Origin of the sequence: Nibribacter koreensis, assembly GCF_039541795.1 — a bacterium.
GTDB classification, from domain to species: domain Bacteria; phylum Bacteroidota; class Bacteroidia; order Cytophagales; family Hymenobacteraceae; genus Nibribacter; species Nibribacter koreensis.
Genome location: NZ_BAABGX010000001.1, coordinates 984,412 through 997,665, shown reverse-complemented (window position 1 = coordinate 997,665; position 13,254 = coordinate 984,412). Strand labels below are relative to the sequence as shown.

Below are 13,254 nucleotides of genomic sequence, written 5' to 3'. Positions count from 1 at the left end.
ATGGCACTAGAAGACTTGAAAGTAACCGACGCCGACATAGAGACCACCATCAAGGTGGCACCCCCCGGCACGCCCCTGGACCCTGCGAAGACGCAGGGGGCGAACCACCGCACCCTCTTCAAGAAGTTGAGGGACTATGCGGAGGCACTGGTTGGGGTGTTCCTCTCCAAGGACGAGCCCTTGGACGTGACGCTCACGGCGCAGTCCACGCAGTACCTGCGCACGGAGGACGGCACCCTCTTCCTCGGGAACGCAGGCACCGACCCCGCCACCAGAGAACAGGAGGACCGCGCCTACATAGAGGTAGGCGGCGAATACACCTTCCACGGCTCCACCCGGACGGCGGGCAACAACACCGCCACCCTTCTGGAGTCGTTCCTGAACACGGTGGTATTGGCCTCCGGGGCAACCTCGCGCTCGCACGTCAAAACCGAATACGTAAACGGAGACAATACCTCTGCCTCCTTAAAAGCAGAGACAGACGCCACGGGCAAAACGGCGGGGGTGCTGATTTCAGCCACCAGGAGCATCGGCGGCATCGTCACCACCACGCTCTTCGAGGTGAGGCCGGAGGGGCTGTTTTTGGACAACGCACCCCTAGACATGGGTGGGGAGACCGTCACTTTAGACGACACCGTTTCACAGACGGGGCAGAACGCGGTGAAGGGGAGCGGCATCTGGAGCTTCGTGACGGGTATCACGGGACAGCTCTCGAGTCTGGCCACCAGCGTCAAGACCAGTCTGGTAGCCGCCCTCAACAGCCTGGTGCCCAGCGCCCCGCAGTCCCTCTCGGGCACGGACATGACCTTCGCCGTCGGTTCGCTCGGCTACGAGCCGAGCGCGGACGTCACCCCCGCCCCTGGGGCCAACTTCACCGTCACCCTCACCGGGGCCTACCACGGGCAGGAGGTGCACCTCTACATCGCCGGGAACGGCTTCAGCTTCCTCATCCCGGCGGCGGCCAACCACATCCCCATCAACGTGGAGCAGAAGACGGTGGGCACCGTGAGCGGCAAGACCAAGTTCGTCATCATCAAGGTTAGGAACGGCAACTACTACTACTTCACCAACTAGGCATATGGGAGTCATCGCAGGGCTATTAGTGGCCTCCAAGAACCGGAGGCAGCAGGTCTACCACACCTTCGGGGCGGCGACCAACTTCCTGGTGCGGATGCGGGCCAATCCGGGCACCTCCAGCCCGGCCACCATCTACTGGGGGGACGCCAACAACTCGAAGACGGACGTCCTACCCATGAACACCGGGGCTGGGACCGACTACGTGTTCACCTACCCGGCGGGGGACCAGAGCACCGCAATTGAGAAGGTGGTGGTCATCGACTTCCAGAGCCCGGAGAACCTGGACCTCTTCGAGCTGGGCAGGAGCCAGCGCGTCTCGCGCTTCGACGGCACGCCCTTCCTGGTGGCGGGGCTCACCACCTTCGACATCGGCAGGATGGGCGGCACCTGCTTCTCCCTGCCGGTGTTCAAGGCGGGGCTCCAGGCGCTGATCGTGGACCAGAACGCGCTGACCGCAGTGGAGGTTTTCAACAGCACCATCAACTGCAAGACCAGCCTTTTGATTTTAAAGGTGGGTTCGGGCGACCCGAGCAGCACGCTCCGCAACAACGGGCAGGCGGTGAGCGGGCGGCAGAATTATAACCTGTCGGAGTACCCCAACCTGGAGATTCTGTACATCAACAGCTCCATGGCGGACCTGAGCGGGCTGGCTTCTACCAAGCTGAAGGACCTGCGCTTCTGGTCGAACGCGCTCACGGCGGTCCCTACCCTGCCGACCACCATCGAGCAGGTCTGGTGCGGGGCGGCCTCCGGGGACCTGGGCAACCAACTGACCACCGCCTTCGACCCCACGCCCTATTTGGCGAACCTCTACTACTCCAACTTCAACGCCTGCTTCTACACCTCCGCGGCCTCGCGGGCGGCGGGCTACCAGACGCTGCGCAACTACGCCCTGGTGGCAGGCCAGTTCCTGACCGCCGCGCAGAAGGTGCTCAACATCGCGGGGCGGGGCTCGGCGGGCTTGCAGATCTCCGCCAGTTCCACGGACCCCGTGCAGGTGCAGGCGCGGGCCGACATCGCCACGCTCCAGGCGGCGGGCTTCAACGTTATTTACCAGGCAATAGCATAAATAGACGAACATGGCATTACATGAAGTGACACAGAAGAGGGGGGGCGTCAGCTACGACAACGTATGCGGCACCACCCCCGACCACAGAACCAGAAACTACATAGAGGATTCCTTCGAGGATGCGAGCGGGAGGCGCTGGCGTAGGTTCTTCTCCGAGATGAACGTCAAGGCAGACGACTCGCAGGGGATGGGAGAGGTGGTGAAAATCACCCAGATATGGAAGATTGCCCGCGTGGACTCACTAGGCAACATCATACCCGGCACCGAGCGCGTGGAGTCCCAGACCACCAGCGAGGTGGACCTGACCACTTTCACGCAGTTCTTCGGGATGCCCGTGACCATGTTCCAGAACAACGGCTTTGTGCGCGGATGGATGGGTTTTGACAGTGCGCCTTTCTTTGACGGCAACACCGGGCAGGTGAAGGCCTACACCGAGGAGGAGCAGAACGCGCCGCCCACGTTTACCTATGGGAAGCCCCCGGTGGTAGAGACGCCTGAAACACCGACCGAGCCAGATGCGGATACTCCTAATCCATAACCCATGATACTTGTCATCACAAACTCCTTAGACTTGTCAGGTATAAAGCCCTTTTTACTAAGTCTTTTCAGTCTGCTGCTACGGTTGGTGCTGAACGGCCCCAACCACACGGCCAACCTATACGACGGTCGGGTGTACGAGATGACCGGCGCAGGGTGCAAGGATACGGAGTTGCAGGAGTGGCTAAGGAAGACCAACCGCAAAAGCGTCAAGGTGCTCAGACCGGAAGAGTTCGAACTGGTGGAAAGGCCCAAGCGGTACGACCATTTCGGGCTGGTTCAGATGCTGTTCCAGCTGGTGAAGTGGTGGCTCAAGAAGAAGCTGGGGCTTGACATAGGGGGCACTTGGAACGGGCGGGACGGCGTCCCCATGCCAGAGTCCGTGGCGGTCTGCACCAAGTATTCCGCCTTGTGCGCCAAGCGTCCCAACCCGCACCTATACACGCCTGAGGCCTTCTTGAACGACCCGTCCATGGAACTGGTAGGGGAGTTCAGCACCCGGCAGGGAGTGGGCATCGTGTCCGGCTCCCTGCCCATTGAAACGAAACGACAACCGGCCTGAGCGCCATAGAGACCCACTGACTTGGATAGAATGATACTACTGCAGACGCAGGTGAGCGGCACGCTCGACACGGTGTCCATCGGCACGTGGATGATCGGGGGGCTGCTAGCCCTCATCCTCATCCTGATAGGGGTGATATGGCAGGACAATAAGGCCCAGTCCCTGAGCAAGCACCAGGACCTGGTGACGCTCATCGACAAGCTGGACGGGCGGCAGGACGAGCTGGACCACAAGCAGCGCATCCAGGAGCTGCAGCTGCACACCCTGGACGTGGCCATCAAGATGATGCAGGGCCACCCCATCGACTTAACCTACATTAAACCACAGGAGAAGCCCCATGAGAGAAGAGACTAAGTTCAAGTACCTGTTCTGGTTCTGCGCCTTTGTGTTCGTGGTGAGCTTTGCGGCCATGATGTTCCTCTTGGTGTATGACATCCCCGACAAGAACCGGGAGATGGCCAGCAACACGCAGGGCTTCCTGCAGGGGTCATTGATCATGTCTGCCATCGGCTTCCTGCTGACCGGCAACATCTTCAACGGCGCGCCCAAGAAGAAGGCGGCGGAGGGGATGCCCGGCACGCTGGACCTTAGCCTTACCGCTACGCAAGCCGCACCCATTGACACCGAAACCGAAACCAACAAAGAAGAATACAATGGCTAATTTCAGAGACGCCCACAAGATTACGGCCGCACATGAAGGCGGCTACGCCAACCATATAGCAGACACCGGCGGCGAGACTTACAAGGGGATTGCCCGCAAGCACTGGCCTCACTGGCCTGGATGGGGTTCCATAGACGCCATCAAGTTAAAGGTAGGAGGCGCGGCCGCCAATATCAACGCTTCGGCCGCCGTGGACCTGACCCTTCAAAAGCACGTTGAGTCCTTCTATAAGAAAGAGTTCTGGGACAAGAACAAGCTGGACGCCTTCACCTCGCAGGCCGTGGCCACAGAGGTCTATGACACGGGGGTGAATATGGGTACGGCCGTCGCCGCGAAGTTCTTGCAGGAAGCTATGGTGCTCTTAGGGGAGAACATCGCCATAGACGGGGCCATCGGGCCGGTGACGATTGCCAAGGTGAATGCCTACCCTAGCCCTACAAGGCTGGTCAAGCTGCTGAATTTGTTGCAAGGGCAGAAATACCTTGCCATCGTGCGAAACAACCCAACCCAGAAGGTATTCCTTAACGGTTGGCTTAACAGAGTATAACCTTTAACCAATACCACTATGAGAAAACTACCAGACGGAATAGCCGTGGCAGTCATCTGCTTTATTATTGCAATCGCATTTCTGAGCCTGAACCCCAGCATCAACAACAACGGCGGCTTTGAGGGATGGGACAACCCTGTATGGGTGGTTCTTGCCGGGCTGTTCTTCATCTACGGCTCCTACGCGCTCATCAAATGGTTTGTGCGCAAGTAGCCACCGTTCTATTCATCATAGGAGCGGGGCTGTGCAAGGCCTTGGCGGACGCGTGCGCCCACGGCAAGGTGCGTTTCACCTCGCAGTGGTTCAGCGTTGACAGTTGGCGCAACAAGTGGAGGGACGGAGACGCCGCCAAGGGTGAGCGGTTCCCGCTTAGCAGCACCCTGTTAGTCTGGACAACGGACGCGTGGCATTTCGCCAACATGCTCCAGCTCTGGTGCTGGCTGCTGGCCCTGGCCTGCTATGAGCCGGTGCTGTTCTGGTTGTGGGACGTGCTCATCCTGCACGTGGTCTTTACGGCCTCCTTTCACGCGGGCTACTACTGGATATTCGCCAAGAAAAAGATAGCACATCCCCTTTATTAGACGTACATTCATGTGGCAATGAGGGCGACCTCATTCGTAAGCTGAAGGCCCCGGTTACTGACCGGGGTTTTCGCGTTTTAGGGGGCAATGTTTTACTATAGTTGTACTAATAACGAGTAGGTGTGGCTAACTGGTTGACTATTAGCTTAAAGGCATAAAAAAAGGCAGAAGCTGCGCTCCTGCCATTAGTACAAAATAAAACTATGAAAAAACTATTTAAAAGGGACACTGCCCTTGTTAACCTTTACTGCGCTTTGCTTAGCTAAGCTTTCCACTACATTGGCCTTAAGGGTAAGGCTAGTGGCAGAGCCGGTGATGTCATTAGATGTTAAGGTTACCGTCTCTATTCTATTTTGCAACACCTGCGGATTGTAAGTTAGTTCCAACTTGGCAGATTGTCCTGGTTTTACCACGGCCGGAGCCATTTTATAAGTCACACAGTTGCATGCGGTTTGTAGGCCTGTTACGTTCAAATCCTGTTTGCCCGTGTTTTTCAACGTAAACTTGGCGGTTACTTTTTGTCCTTTCTCTACCTTACCAAAGTCATAAGTAGAGCTGGTCAGTTCAATTTTTGGAGACGCTGCCAATTGCGCAGCCGTATGAGCCGGGGCTGCAGGGGCGCTGGTCACTGTTCCTTTAATGAACAGCATTTGCGTTTCTTGAGTAGCGTTTGAGGTGATAGTTAAAGCCTTGTTGAACGCACCAGGACGGCCAACGGTGTTATATCCAGCCTTAATGGTGCTCGTGGCACCCGGTAAAATAGGGTCTTTTGACCATTCTGGCGTAGTACAACCGCAAGACGCCTGCACATGGCTGATGATGACCGGGGCATTGCCCGTATTCTTTACTTTAAATTCATATGTGGCCACGCCACCTTCCTTGATGGTGCCAAAGTCATGCGTCTCTTTCTCAAAAGACAAGACTCCTTGCGCAGAGGCAAAACCCTGTGTCAGCACTACCAGTGCCAGCGCCAGAAAAAGATAGATTTTCTTCATAGTAAATAGGTGTTAAGTTCCTTTAGGAGGCCTTGTTATGGGCAAAACAAAATTACGAAAAATTAGTTCGATGTACTAACAATGAAACGAAGGAGTGTTCGTGAAAAGGCTATTATTCTTGAATATGGCACAAAACTTACGTAAGTTTGGTTGTAAAAATCCATAGTGGGACTATAGAATCTTATCATACAGAGCATGCAAACCGTTGAACGGACTAATCAGCTTTCCTTGTCAGTAGATGAAATGTTGCAGGACTACCGCATTGCCTGCGAGAGTCGCCAGGCCAGTCTGGCCGGCCGTAAGGAAGTTTTCATGGGCAAGGCTAAATTCGGGATCTTTGGCGATGGCAAAGAAGTAGCCCAATTGGCCATGGCCAAATCTTTCAGGCTCGGTGATTTTAGGTCTGGTTATTACCGTGACCAAACGTTCATGTTTGCCATTGGCGCCCTTACCCTCCAACAATATTTTGCCCAGTTATACGCCCACACAGACGTAGAACAAGAGCCTTCTACCGCAGGTAGAGCCATGAACGGCCACTTCGGGACGCGGTTACTAGATGAGGAAGGCAACTGGAAGCGCCAAACCGACACCAAGAACTCAAGCTCAGACATTTCTCCTACGGGTGGTCAGATGCCCCGGTTGCTTGGCTTGGCTTACGCCTCCAAATTATACCGTCAAAATGCAGAATTGCATCAATTTGATGATTTCTCCATCAACGGAAACGAAATAGCCTACGGCACCATTGGCAACGCCTCTACGTCTGAGGGCATGTTCTTTGAGGCCATCAATGCGGCCGGTGTTTTGCAGGTGCCCATGCTCATGTCAGTGTGGGATGACGGTTACGGTATCTCGGTGCCGGCTCATTACCAGACTACCAAAGGAAGCATTTCTGAGATTCTGGCCGGTTTCCAGCGCAACGCGCCGGGTGAGCAAGGCTATGAAATCTATAAAGTGAAAGGCTGGGATTACGCCGGACTGTGTGAAGTCTACCAACAAGCCTCTGCCGTTTGCCGCGAGGAGCACGTGCCGGTATTGATACATGTTGAAGAAGTAACGCAACCCCAAGGACACTCCACCTCAGGCTCACATGAGCGCTACAAGTCGCAGGACCGTTTGGCCTGGGAAGCTGAGTTTGACTGCTTAAAGCAGATGCGTCTTTGGTTGTTGCAGAATGGTTTTGCGTCTGAGAATGACTTGGACCAGATTGAAACCGAAGCCAAGGAAGCCGTAAAGGTAGCCCGCGTGGCTGCCTGGAATGCGTTCAATGAAGGCATTGTGGCGGATCATAAGGACTGCGTGCACTTGCTGGAGAACCTTTCTGGGAGCATTGAGGCCCATGCTTCTGAGGTGGCGGCCATTAAAGAAGAACTAGAAAAAACCACCGTTCCCATCCGGTCAGACGCGGTCAAAGCAGCCCGTAAAGCATTACGCTACGTGCGCAATGAGAAAAGCGCGGCCAAGCGCGAGTTAGTGAAATGGTTGGAAACTGCCCAAGGCGAAAACGCGGATCGTTTCAACTCTTATCTATACAGCCAGTCTGAAGAATCTGCCCTTTTGGTAGAGGAAATCAAGCCAGAGTATACCGAAGACAGCCCCACTGTTGACGCCCGTGAGGTGTTGCAAGCCTGCTTTGATGCCATGTTGGCCCGTGACCCGCGCGTATTCGCCATTGGCGAGGATGTAGGAAAGATTGGCGACGTAAACCAGGCCTTCGCGGGTCTGCAGGATAAATACGGTGATTTGCGCGTAACCGACACGGGTATCAGGGAATGTACCATTGTAGGGCAGGGCATAGGCGCCGCCTTGCGCGGACTGCGTCCTATCACCGAGATTCAGTACCTGGACTACTTATTATATGCCATCCAGATTCTGTCTGATGACGTGGCCTGCTTGCAGTACCGTACCAAGGGCGGGCAGAAAGCACCTTTAATTGTTCGCACCCGTGGCCATAGACTGGAAGGCATCTGGCATTCTGGTTCGCCCATGGGTATGATCTTACACAGCTTAAGAGGTATGCACGTCTTGGTACCGCGTAACATGACCCAGGCCGCCGGTTTCTATAACACCTTGTTAAAATCAGATGAGCCGGCCTTGGTGATTGAGTGCTTGAACGGCTATCGCTTAAAAGAGCGCATTCCGGCTAACATTGGCGAGTTCACAGTTCCTTTAGGCCAGCCCGAGATACTGCGTGCTGGTACAGACATCACCATAGTGACCTATGGCTCTATGTGCCGCATTGTGATGGACGCCGCTGAGCAGTTACAGGAGTTCGGGATTTCAGCTGAGGTGATAGACGTGCAGACCTTGTTGCCGTTTGACATCCATCATTCCATTACAGACTCCATCCGGAAAACCAACCGCGTGTTGTTTGCAGATGAAGACGTGTCTGGAGGAGCCACCGGCTTTATGATGCAGAAAGTGGTGGATGAGCAGGAAGCTTGGCGCTGGTTGGATTCTAAGCCACAAGCTTTATCGGCGCACGACCACCGTCCGCCATATTCTTCAGATGGAGATTATTTCTCTAAGCCAAACGCTGAAGATGTGTTTGAAACGGTCTACGCTATCATGCATGAGGCAGATCCAGAAGCTTTTCCGGCTATCATGTAATTTATTTAAATCTACAAATAGAAAGGCCCGTTAGAATTTTCTAACGGGCCTTTCTATTTATTCAGCATTTTACAAGTGTCACTTGTCTAGCTTTAAGATAATCTCAGGTGATTCTACCTTGTTGCTTGAATTGCCGGTTCGGTCCTTAATATAGAAATCAAACCTGACGGTATCTCCCGTTTTGAGGGCATCACGCACATAATCATTGTTTACAAAGTAGTCAAAGGGCGTGCCTTTGCGTAACCGTATGCCGTATTTAATGTCGCCTTCTAGGGGCTCAATGCGGTCACTGGTGTTTAGCACTGGAATACGGCCGTAATACCGGATTGGGTTAGTGGGCCGGGGCGTGATGCCGGCATAAATCTGATAATAAACCCCGTTGCGTTTCAGATACAGTTCACTGAAGTAATCATTCAACGCTGGGTCGTCCTTGTCAGAGAGGCCAATGTTGCCGTCTCCGTCGGTGAACCGAAGGACGTGTTGAATAGTGTCCCAGACCAGACCGTTCTGGTCTTTGAACGAGTAGTGCATATAGTCACGGTACTCAATGTTGGGCGTGTTTGAGAAGTCTGGCGTATCCTGACAGGCAGAGAATCCCAGAAGCCCCAACACCACTACAAACGGATAGAAGATTTTATGACGGATCATGGCGCAAGAAATAACACCTTAGTTAGATTTCCTAACGCTTAGTTACGTACTTTGTTATAGTAATATTTAGCGCCTGCCATGGCTTTCCTTCCCGAATATAAATCCAACCTTTCTTCCATTACCCCAGACACCTTTGAAGCCGCGGCATTGGAGTTGTTTAGGTTCCAGGCCAAAGAGAACCAAGTGTATGGGGAGTACCTGAGTTTTCTGAACCGCGACCCCAAAAACGTAGAAAGCCTGGACCAGATTCCGTTCCTGCCCATTGAGTTCTTCAAGACCCACCAGGTAACATCACATGCTTTTACACCCAAGACTGTCTTTCTGAGCAGCGGTACCACTCTGCAACAAAGAAGCCAGCACTTGGTAGAAGACCCAATATTTTACTGCCAGCATGCCCAATCCTTATTTGAAGAAACCTACGGTCCTTTAAAGGAGGCGGTGGTTTTTGCCTTGCTGCCTTCTTATTTGGAGCAGGGAGACTCATCCCTAGTCATGATGATAGACCATTTTATTAAAGCCACCGGGCAGCAGCAGGAAGGATTTTATTTAAAGAACCACCAGGAGTTGCGTCAAGCCATTGCCCAGGCCCAGGTGGAACACAAAACCATCTATTTGTTTGGGGTCACCTACGCCTTGTTAGACCTAGCCGAAGAGGTGAACAAGGGCGAATTTGCGGGGCTCACCATCTTTGAAACCGGAGGCATGAAAGGCCGACGAAGGGAAATGGTGCGGGAAGAGCTACACCAGGAGTTAACAGAGGCCTTCGGTGTAGAAGCCATCCACTCAGAATACGGCATGACCGAGTTGTTGTCACAGGCCTATTCTAAGGGACAGGGTATTTTTCAGCCGTCCAGAACGTTGCATGTGCTAATTAGAGATGTGAACGATCCGTTTGCCATCTCTACTGGCCCGGCCTCTGGGGGACTCAACGTCATTGATCTGGCCAACGCAGACTCCTGCGCCTTCCTTGAAACCAAGGACTTGGGCAAACTCTACACCGATGGCTCTTTTGAAGTCTTGGGACGCTTTGACAATTCTGATATAAGAGGCTGTAACCTGCTGGTAGGTTAGGCCCTTTACTCTCCATTACTTCCTAAGAAAGCCTGAATATTCTATTCACCCTTTTTACCAATTTATACTCAATCCGTTTTTGGCCTGTTTTCTGGATTTCAGGCCAAAAACGGATTGTTTGTATTAGGGCCTTAAAGTATGGCCTATCATCTTGCAAAATATCCATCCAAAAGAGTGCATGAACAAAAAACGCCAGAGGCTGTTCAAGAAGCGTAAAGAAGATTGGTCTATTTTGATTCAAGGGCTACTTATAAACGCATGAAGATTCTCTTAACCGGTGCCACCGGCTATATAGCTAGAAGATTGTTGCCTGTACTGCTGGAGGCCGGGCATGCCGTGGTTTGCTGTGTACGAGACAAGCAGCGGTTTATAGCAGAAAACTACCCAGACGCAAAACTGACGGTTATTGAAGTGGACTTCCTGAAAAAAGAGACGCTTGCTGCCATTCCCTTAGACATTGACGCGGCATATTATCTCATCCATTCCATGTCTACCAGCTCTGGTGACTTTTCATCTATGGAAGCCGCTGCTGCCCAAAACTTTGTGGAGGCTCTTGCACTCACCCAGGTACAACATATAGTCTACCTGAGTGGCATTGTCAATGAGCGGCATTTGTCCAAGCATTTACAATCCAGGCAACGGGTTGAAGAGATTTTAGGAACCAGTGCCATTCCGTTGACTACGCTCAGGGCTGGCATAATAGTGGGTTCTGGCAGCGCCTCCTTTGAAATCATCAGGGATCTTGTGGAGAAACTACCCGTCATGATTGCCCCCAAGTGGCTGAACACGCACTGCCAGCCCATTGCCATAAGAAACGTGATTGAGTTTTTAGCGGGCGTTTTATGCAGGCCAAGCACCTTTCACCAAAGCTTTGACATTGGCGGCCCAGACATTCTCACGTACAAGCAGATGCTGTTGCAGTTTGCAGAGGTACGCGGCCTTAAACGTAGCATTTTCATTGTGCCCGTCATGACGCCCCGGCTTTCTTCTTACTGGTTGTATTTTGTGACTGCCACATCGTATCCTTTGGCCAGAAACCTGGTGGACAGCATGAAGGTAGAGATGGTCTGTGCGCCCAATCAGCTAGCGCAAGAACTGGGCATCCACTTACTTCCTTACAAAGAAGCCATCGCCATGGCCTTTGATAAGATAGAGCAGAATGAGGTCATCTCCAGCTGGAAGGACGCACTAAGTAGTAACATCTTAAGCAAGGGCATTGCCCAGCACATAGAAATGCCGGTGAACGGTTGTTTTAAAGACGTGCAAAGGGTACCCGTGCAAGACCCCGAGTTAGCGCTTCAGAAGATATGGGCCATTGGCGGAACCAACGGCTGGTACTATGGCAACTGGCTTTGGGTGATAAGAGGCATCCTGGACAAACTGGTGGGCGGGGTAGGCTTGCGCCGTGGCCGCAAAAGCCCTACAAAGATTCAGGCCGGCGACTCCCTTGATTTCTGGCGCGTCCTTCTGGCCAGCAAAGAACAAAAGCGGCTCTTGCTCTACGCCGAAATGAAACTGCCCGGAGAGGCCTGGCTGGAATTCAAGATCACGGGCAACACCCTGGAACAGACTGCCACCTTCAGGCCGCTAGGTATCTGGGGTAGGTTGTATTGGTATGCCGTTCTGCCTTTCCATGGCTTCATCTTTAAAGGCATGATCAACCAGATTGCTGCAGGTGCTTCCGTAGCCAAGCAATAGGCTTGGCTTTAATTTTATTGCTAAGGCGTACCATCTAGCCGTAATACAACACCATCATCAGGCCAATATATAGCAGTAGAATGATGGTGGTGTCTAAGCTTAGCTTCCAAAGTTTGCGGGTGGGTTTGGCCATGATGCCCAGGCCCAATACGGCGGTCATGATAATGACCACCATGATGGTTTGCAAATGGTCTGTGCTAATGTCTGCAAACAAAGAACCTTTGGTATAGAAAAGGTCATCTAAGCCCAGAATAAAGATGTTAAAGATGTTGCTGCCCAAAAGATTGCCCACCAGCAAATCAAAACTGCCCATTCTAATGGCTACAAAAGAAACCACCAACTCTGGCAGAGAGGTAGACGTCGCCAAAAACAAGGTCCCGAAGAAGGTCTTGCCTAACCCGAAATGAGAGGCAATGCCCTCGCCAAAATAAGGCAGAAACGCTGCGGCCGCAATGACAAGGAACGCATTGAGAATGTAGTATTTAATGACAGTGCGCAGCTGTTCCTTTTGTTGCTTTGCCACTTCCTCGGGTTTAAAGGGCAACTCTGTGAGGCGTTCATGCTGGAAAATGCCATAAACCACCAGAAAGTAAACCAGAAAAATAAAGATGGTAAAGGGGCTGACCCAATACAGGACTGGCGTAATATCTCTCAGGACAATGGCCAGCCCGCTAACCGAAATCAGGACAATGCCTGCCAAACCCGTAAACACGTGGTTAGACTTAAGAAGAGAGGTGAGGGGTTTCTTAATTCTGGCGTCTACCAATGAAAGGATGAGCAAATTAAAAATACAGCTTCCAAAAATGTCTCCGGCCGCCAAATCTGGTTGGCTTAGAAAGGCAACAGAGCTAATCCCGTTAATCAATTCTGGCAGAGAGGTGACAGAGGCCATCAAAACAAGGCCAATCCAGGCTTTTCCCAAGCCAGTCAGTTCAGCGATGGCATCACCATATTTGGTGAGTTTTACGCCGCTAAGAATGATGGCCAGCGTACAGATAGAAAAACCTGCTATGGATATGTAAACGCTCTCCATTTTTTATGAGGTTGATTATACCATGGGCTAGTTAAATGCTTACCATTTGCTACTTCTTAGGGCATCTAGGGCTTTAAACCTTACAAGATGGTGAGGCGGAGTCTAATACAGGGAAAAGTAGGCCAGTTATACTACCTCTAAGAACAGGAAGGACAAGTACATGAGCCT

At 52.6% G+C, this 13,254-nt stretch carries 15 protein-coding genes; 12 read left to right on the top strand and 3 right to left on the bottom strand.

The window, feature by feature from the left end; translation table 11 throughout:
- From ABD880_RS04310 to ABD880_RS04270, 9 genes are read left to right on the top strand one after another with little or no spacing between them, the layout of a single operon-like run.
- Window positions 1-1,074: a hypothetical protein gene (locus ABD880_RS04310; protein WP_345162683.1), complete on the top strand. Its 1,074-nt coding sequence runs from the start codon at window positions 1-3 to the stop codon at window positions 1,072-1,074.
- A 4-nt stretch (window positions 1,075-1,078) separates the two neighbouring features.
- Window positions 1,079-2,146, top strand: coding sequence for a hypothetical protein (locus ABD880_RS04305; protein WP_345162681.1), 1,068 nt, complete (start codon window positions 1,079-1,081; stop codon window positions 2,144-2,146).
- 25 nt (window positions 2,147-2,171) lie between these two features.
- Window positions 2,172-2,684, top strand: a complete 513-nt coding sequence (locus ABD880_RS04300; protein WP_345162679.1) for a hypothetical protein — start codon at window positions 2,172-2,174, stop codon at window positions 2,682-2,684.
- Between the two features lie 3 nt (window positions 2,685-2,687).
- A complete protein-coding gene (locus ABD880_RS04295; RefSeq protein ID WP_345162677.1) occupies window positions 2,688-3,245 on the top strand; it encodes a hypothetical protein in 558 nt (185 codons plus the stop codon).
- Window positions 3,246-3,275: 30 nt separating this feature from the next.
- The gene (locus ABD880_RS04290; protein WP_345162675.1) at window positions 3,276-3,599 is read left to right on the top strand and encodes a hypothetical protein; all 324 of its coding nucleotides are present in this window, start codon (window positions 3,276-3,278) and stop codon (window positions 3,597-3,599) included.
- Window positions 3,583-3,906, top strand: coding sequence for a hypothetical protein (locus ABD880_RS04285; protein WP_345162673.1), 324 nt, complete (start codon window positions 3,583-3,585; stop codon window positions 3,904-3,906). The genes ABD880_RS04290 and ABD880_RS04285 overlap by 17 nt, the downstream gene beginning before the upstream one ends.
- On the top strand, window positions 3,899-4,453 hold the full coding sequence (locus ABD880_RS04280; protein ID WP_345162671.1) for a glycoside hydrolase family 108 protein: 555 nt from the start codon (window positions 3,899-3,901) through the stop codon (window positions 4,451-4,453). The genes ABD880_RS04285 and ABD880_RS04280 overlap by 8 nt, the downstream gene beginning before the upstream one ends.
- A gap of 18 nt (window positions 4,454-4,471) precedes the next feature.
- Window positions 4,472-4,666, top strand: coding sequence for a hypothetical protein (locus tag ABD880_RS04275; protein ID WP_345162670.1), 195 nt, complete (start codon window positions 4,472-4,474; stop codon window positions 4,664-4,666).
- On the top strand, window positions 4,648-5,034 hold the full coding sequence (locus tag ABD880_RS04270; RefSeq protein WP_345162668.1) for a hypothetical protein: 387 nt from the start codon (window positions 4,648-4,650) through the stop codon (window positions 5,032-5,034). The genes ABD880_RS04275 and ABD880_RS04270 overlap by 19 nt, the downstream gene beginning before the upstream one ends.
- 212 nt (window positions 5,035-5,246) lie before the next feature.
- Here the strand turns inward: ABD880_RS04270 and ABD880_RS04265 are convergent, their stop codons facing one another.
- Window positions 5,247-6,029, bottom strand: coding sequence for a DUF1573 domain-containing protein (locus tag ABD880_RS04265; RefSeq protein ID WP_345162667.1), 783 nt, complete (start codon window positions 6,027-6,029; stop codon window positions 5,247-5,249).
- A 195-nt stretch (window positions 6,030-6,224) separates the two neighbouring features.
- On the opposite strand from ABD880_RS04265, the gene ABD880_RS04260 reads away from it, so the two are divergent.
- Window positions 6,225-8,636, top strand: a complete 2,412-nt coding sequence (locus tag ABD880_RS04260; RefSeq protein WP_345162665.1) for an alpha-ketoacid dehydrogenase subunit alpha/beta — start codon at window positions 6,225-6,227, stop codon at window positions 8,634-8,636.
- A gap of 78 nt (window positions 8,637-8,714) precedes the next feature.
- On the opposite strand, the gene ABD880_RS04255 is transcribed toward ABD880_RS04260, so the two are convergent.
- Window positions 8,715-9,284, bottom strand: a complete 570-nt coding sequence (locus ABD880_RS04255) for a hypothetical protein (RefSeq protein WP_345162663.1) — start codon at window positions 9,282-9,284, stop codon at window positions 8,715-8,717.
- A 78-nt stretch (window positions 9,285-9,362) separates the two neighbouring features.
- Here ABD880_RS04255 and ABD880_RS04250 point away from each other — a divergent pair, with 78 nt between their 5' ends.
- Window positions 9,363-10,355, top strand: coding sequence for an acyl-CoA synthetase family protein (locus tag ABD880_RS04250; protein WP_345162661.1), 993 nt, complete (start codon window positions 9,363-9,365; stop codon window positions 10,353-10,355).
- A gap of 258 nt (window positions 10,356-10,613) precedes the next feature.
- A complete protein-coding gene (locus ABD880_RS04245; RefSeq protein WP_345162659.1) occupies window positions 10,614-12,053 on the top strand; it encodes an SDR family oxidoreductase in 1,440 nt (479 codons plus the stop codon).
- 34 nt (window positions 12,054-12,087) lie between these two features.
- Here the strand turns inward: ABD880_RS04245 and ABD880_RS04240 are convergent, their stop codons facing one another.
- Window positions 12,088-13,086 carry a sodium:calcium antiporter gene (locus ABD880_RS04240; protein WP_345162657.1) on the bottom strand — a complete coding sequence of 333 codons (999 nt, stop codon included), beginning with the start codon at window positions 13,084-13,086 and terminating at the stop codon, window positions 12,088-12,090.
- Window positions 13,087-13,254: the final 168 nt, after the last annotated feature.

Coding starts and splice junctions, on each gene's coding strand:
- ABD880_RS04255 (WP_345162663.1), bottom strand. CDS start 9,284: ATGATCCGTCATAAAATCTTCTATCCGTTTGTAGTGGTGTTGGGGCTT.
- ABD880_RS04305 (WP_345162681.1), top strand. CDS start 1,079: ATGGGAGTCATCGCAGGGCTATTAGTGGCCTCCAAGAACCGGAGGCAG.
- ABD880_RS04245 (WP_345162659.1), top strand. CDS start 10,614: ATGAAGATTCTCTTAACCGGTGCCACCGGCTATATAGCTAGAAGATTG.
- ABD880_RS04250 (WP_345162661.1), top strand. CDS start 9,363: ATGGCTTTCCTTCCCGAATATAAATCCAACCTTTCTTCCATTACCCCA.
- ABD880_RS04275 (WP_345162670.1), top strand. CDS start 4,472: ATGAGAAAACTACCAGACGGAATAGCCGTGGCAGTCATCTGCTTTATT.
- ABD880_RS04265 (WP_345162667.1), bottom strand. CDS start 6,029: ATGAAGAAAATCTATCTTTTTCTGGCGCTGGCACTGGTAGTGCTGACA.
- ABD880_RS04280 (WP_345162671.1), top strand. CDS start 3,899: ATGGCTAATTTCAGAGACGCCCACAAGATTACGGCCGCACATGAAGGC.
- ABD880_RS04285 (WP_345162673.1), top strand. CDS start 3,583: ATGAGAGAAGAGACTAAGTTCAAGTACCTGTTCTGGTTCTGCGCCTTT.
- ABD880_RS04290 (WP_345162675.1), top strand. CDS start 3,276: ATGATACTACTGCAGACGCAGGTGAGCGGCACGCTCGACACGGTGTCC.
- ABD880_RS04240 (WP_345162657.1), bottom strand. CDS start 13,086: ATGGAGAGCGTTTACATATCCATAGCAGGTTTTTCTATCTGTACGCTG.
- ABD880_RS04310 (WP_345162683.1), top strand. CDS start 1: ATGGCACTAGAAGACTTGAAAGTAACCGACGCCGACATAGAGACCACC.
- ABD880_RS04260 (WP_345162665.1), top strand. CDS start 6,225: ATGCAAACCGTTGAACGGACTAATCAGCTTTCCTTGTCAGTAGATGAA.
- ABD880_RS04270 (WP_345162668.1), top strand. CDS start 4,648: ATGGTTTGTGCGCAAGTAGCCACCGTTCTATTCATCATAGGAGCGGGG.
- ABD880_RS04295 (WP_345162677.1), top strand. CDS start 2,688: ATGATACTTGTCATCACAAACTCCTTAGACTTGTCAGGTATAAAGCCC.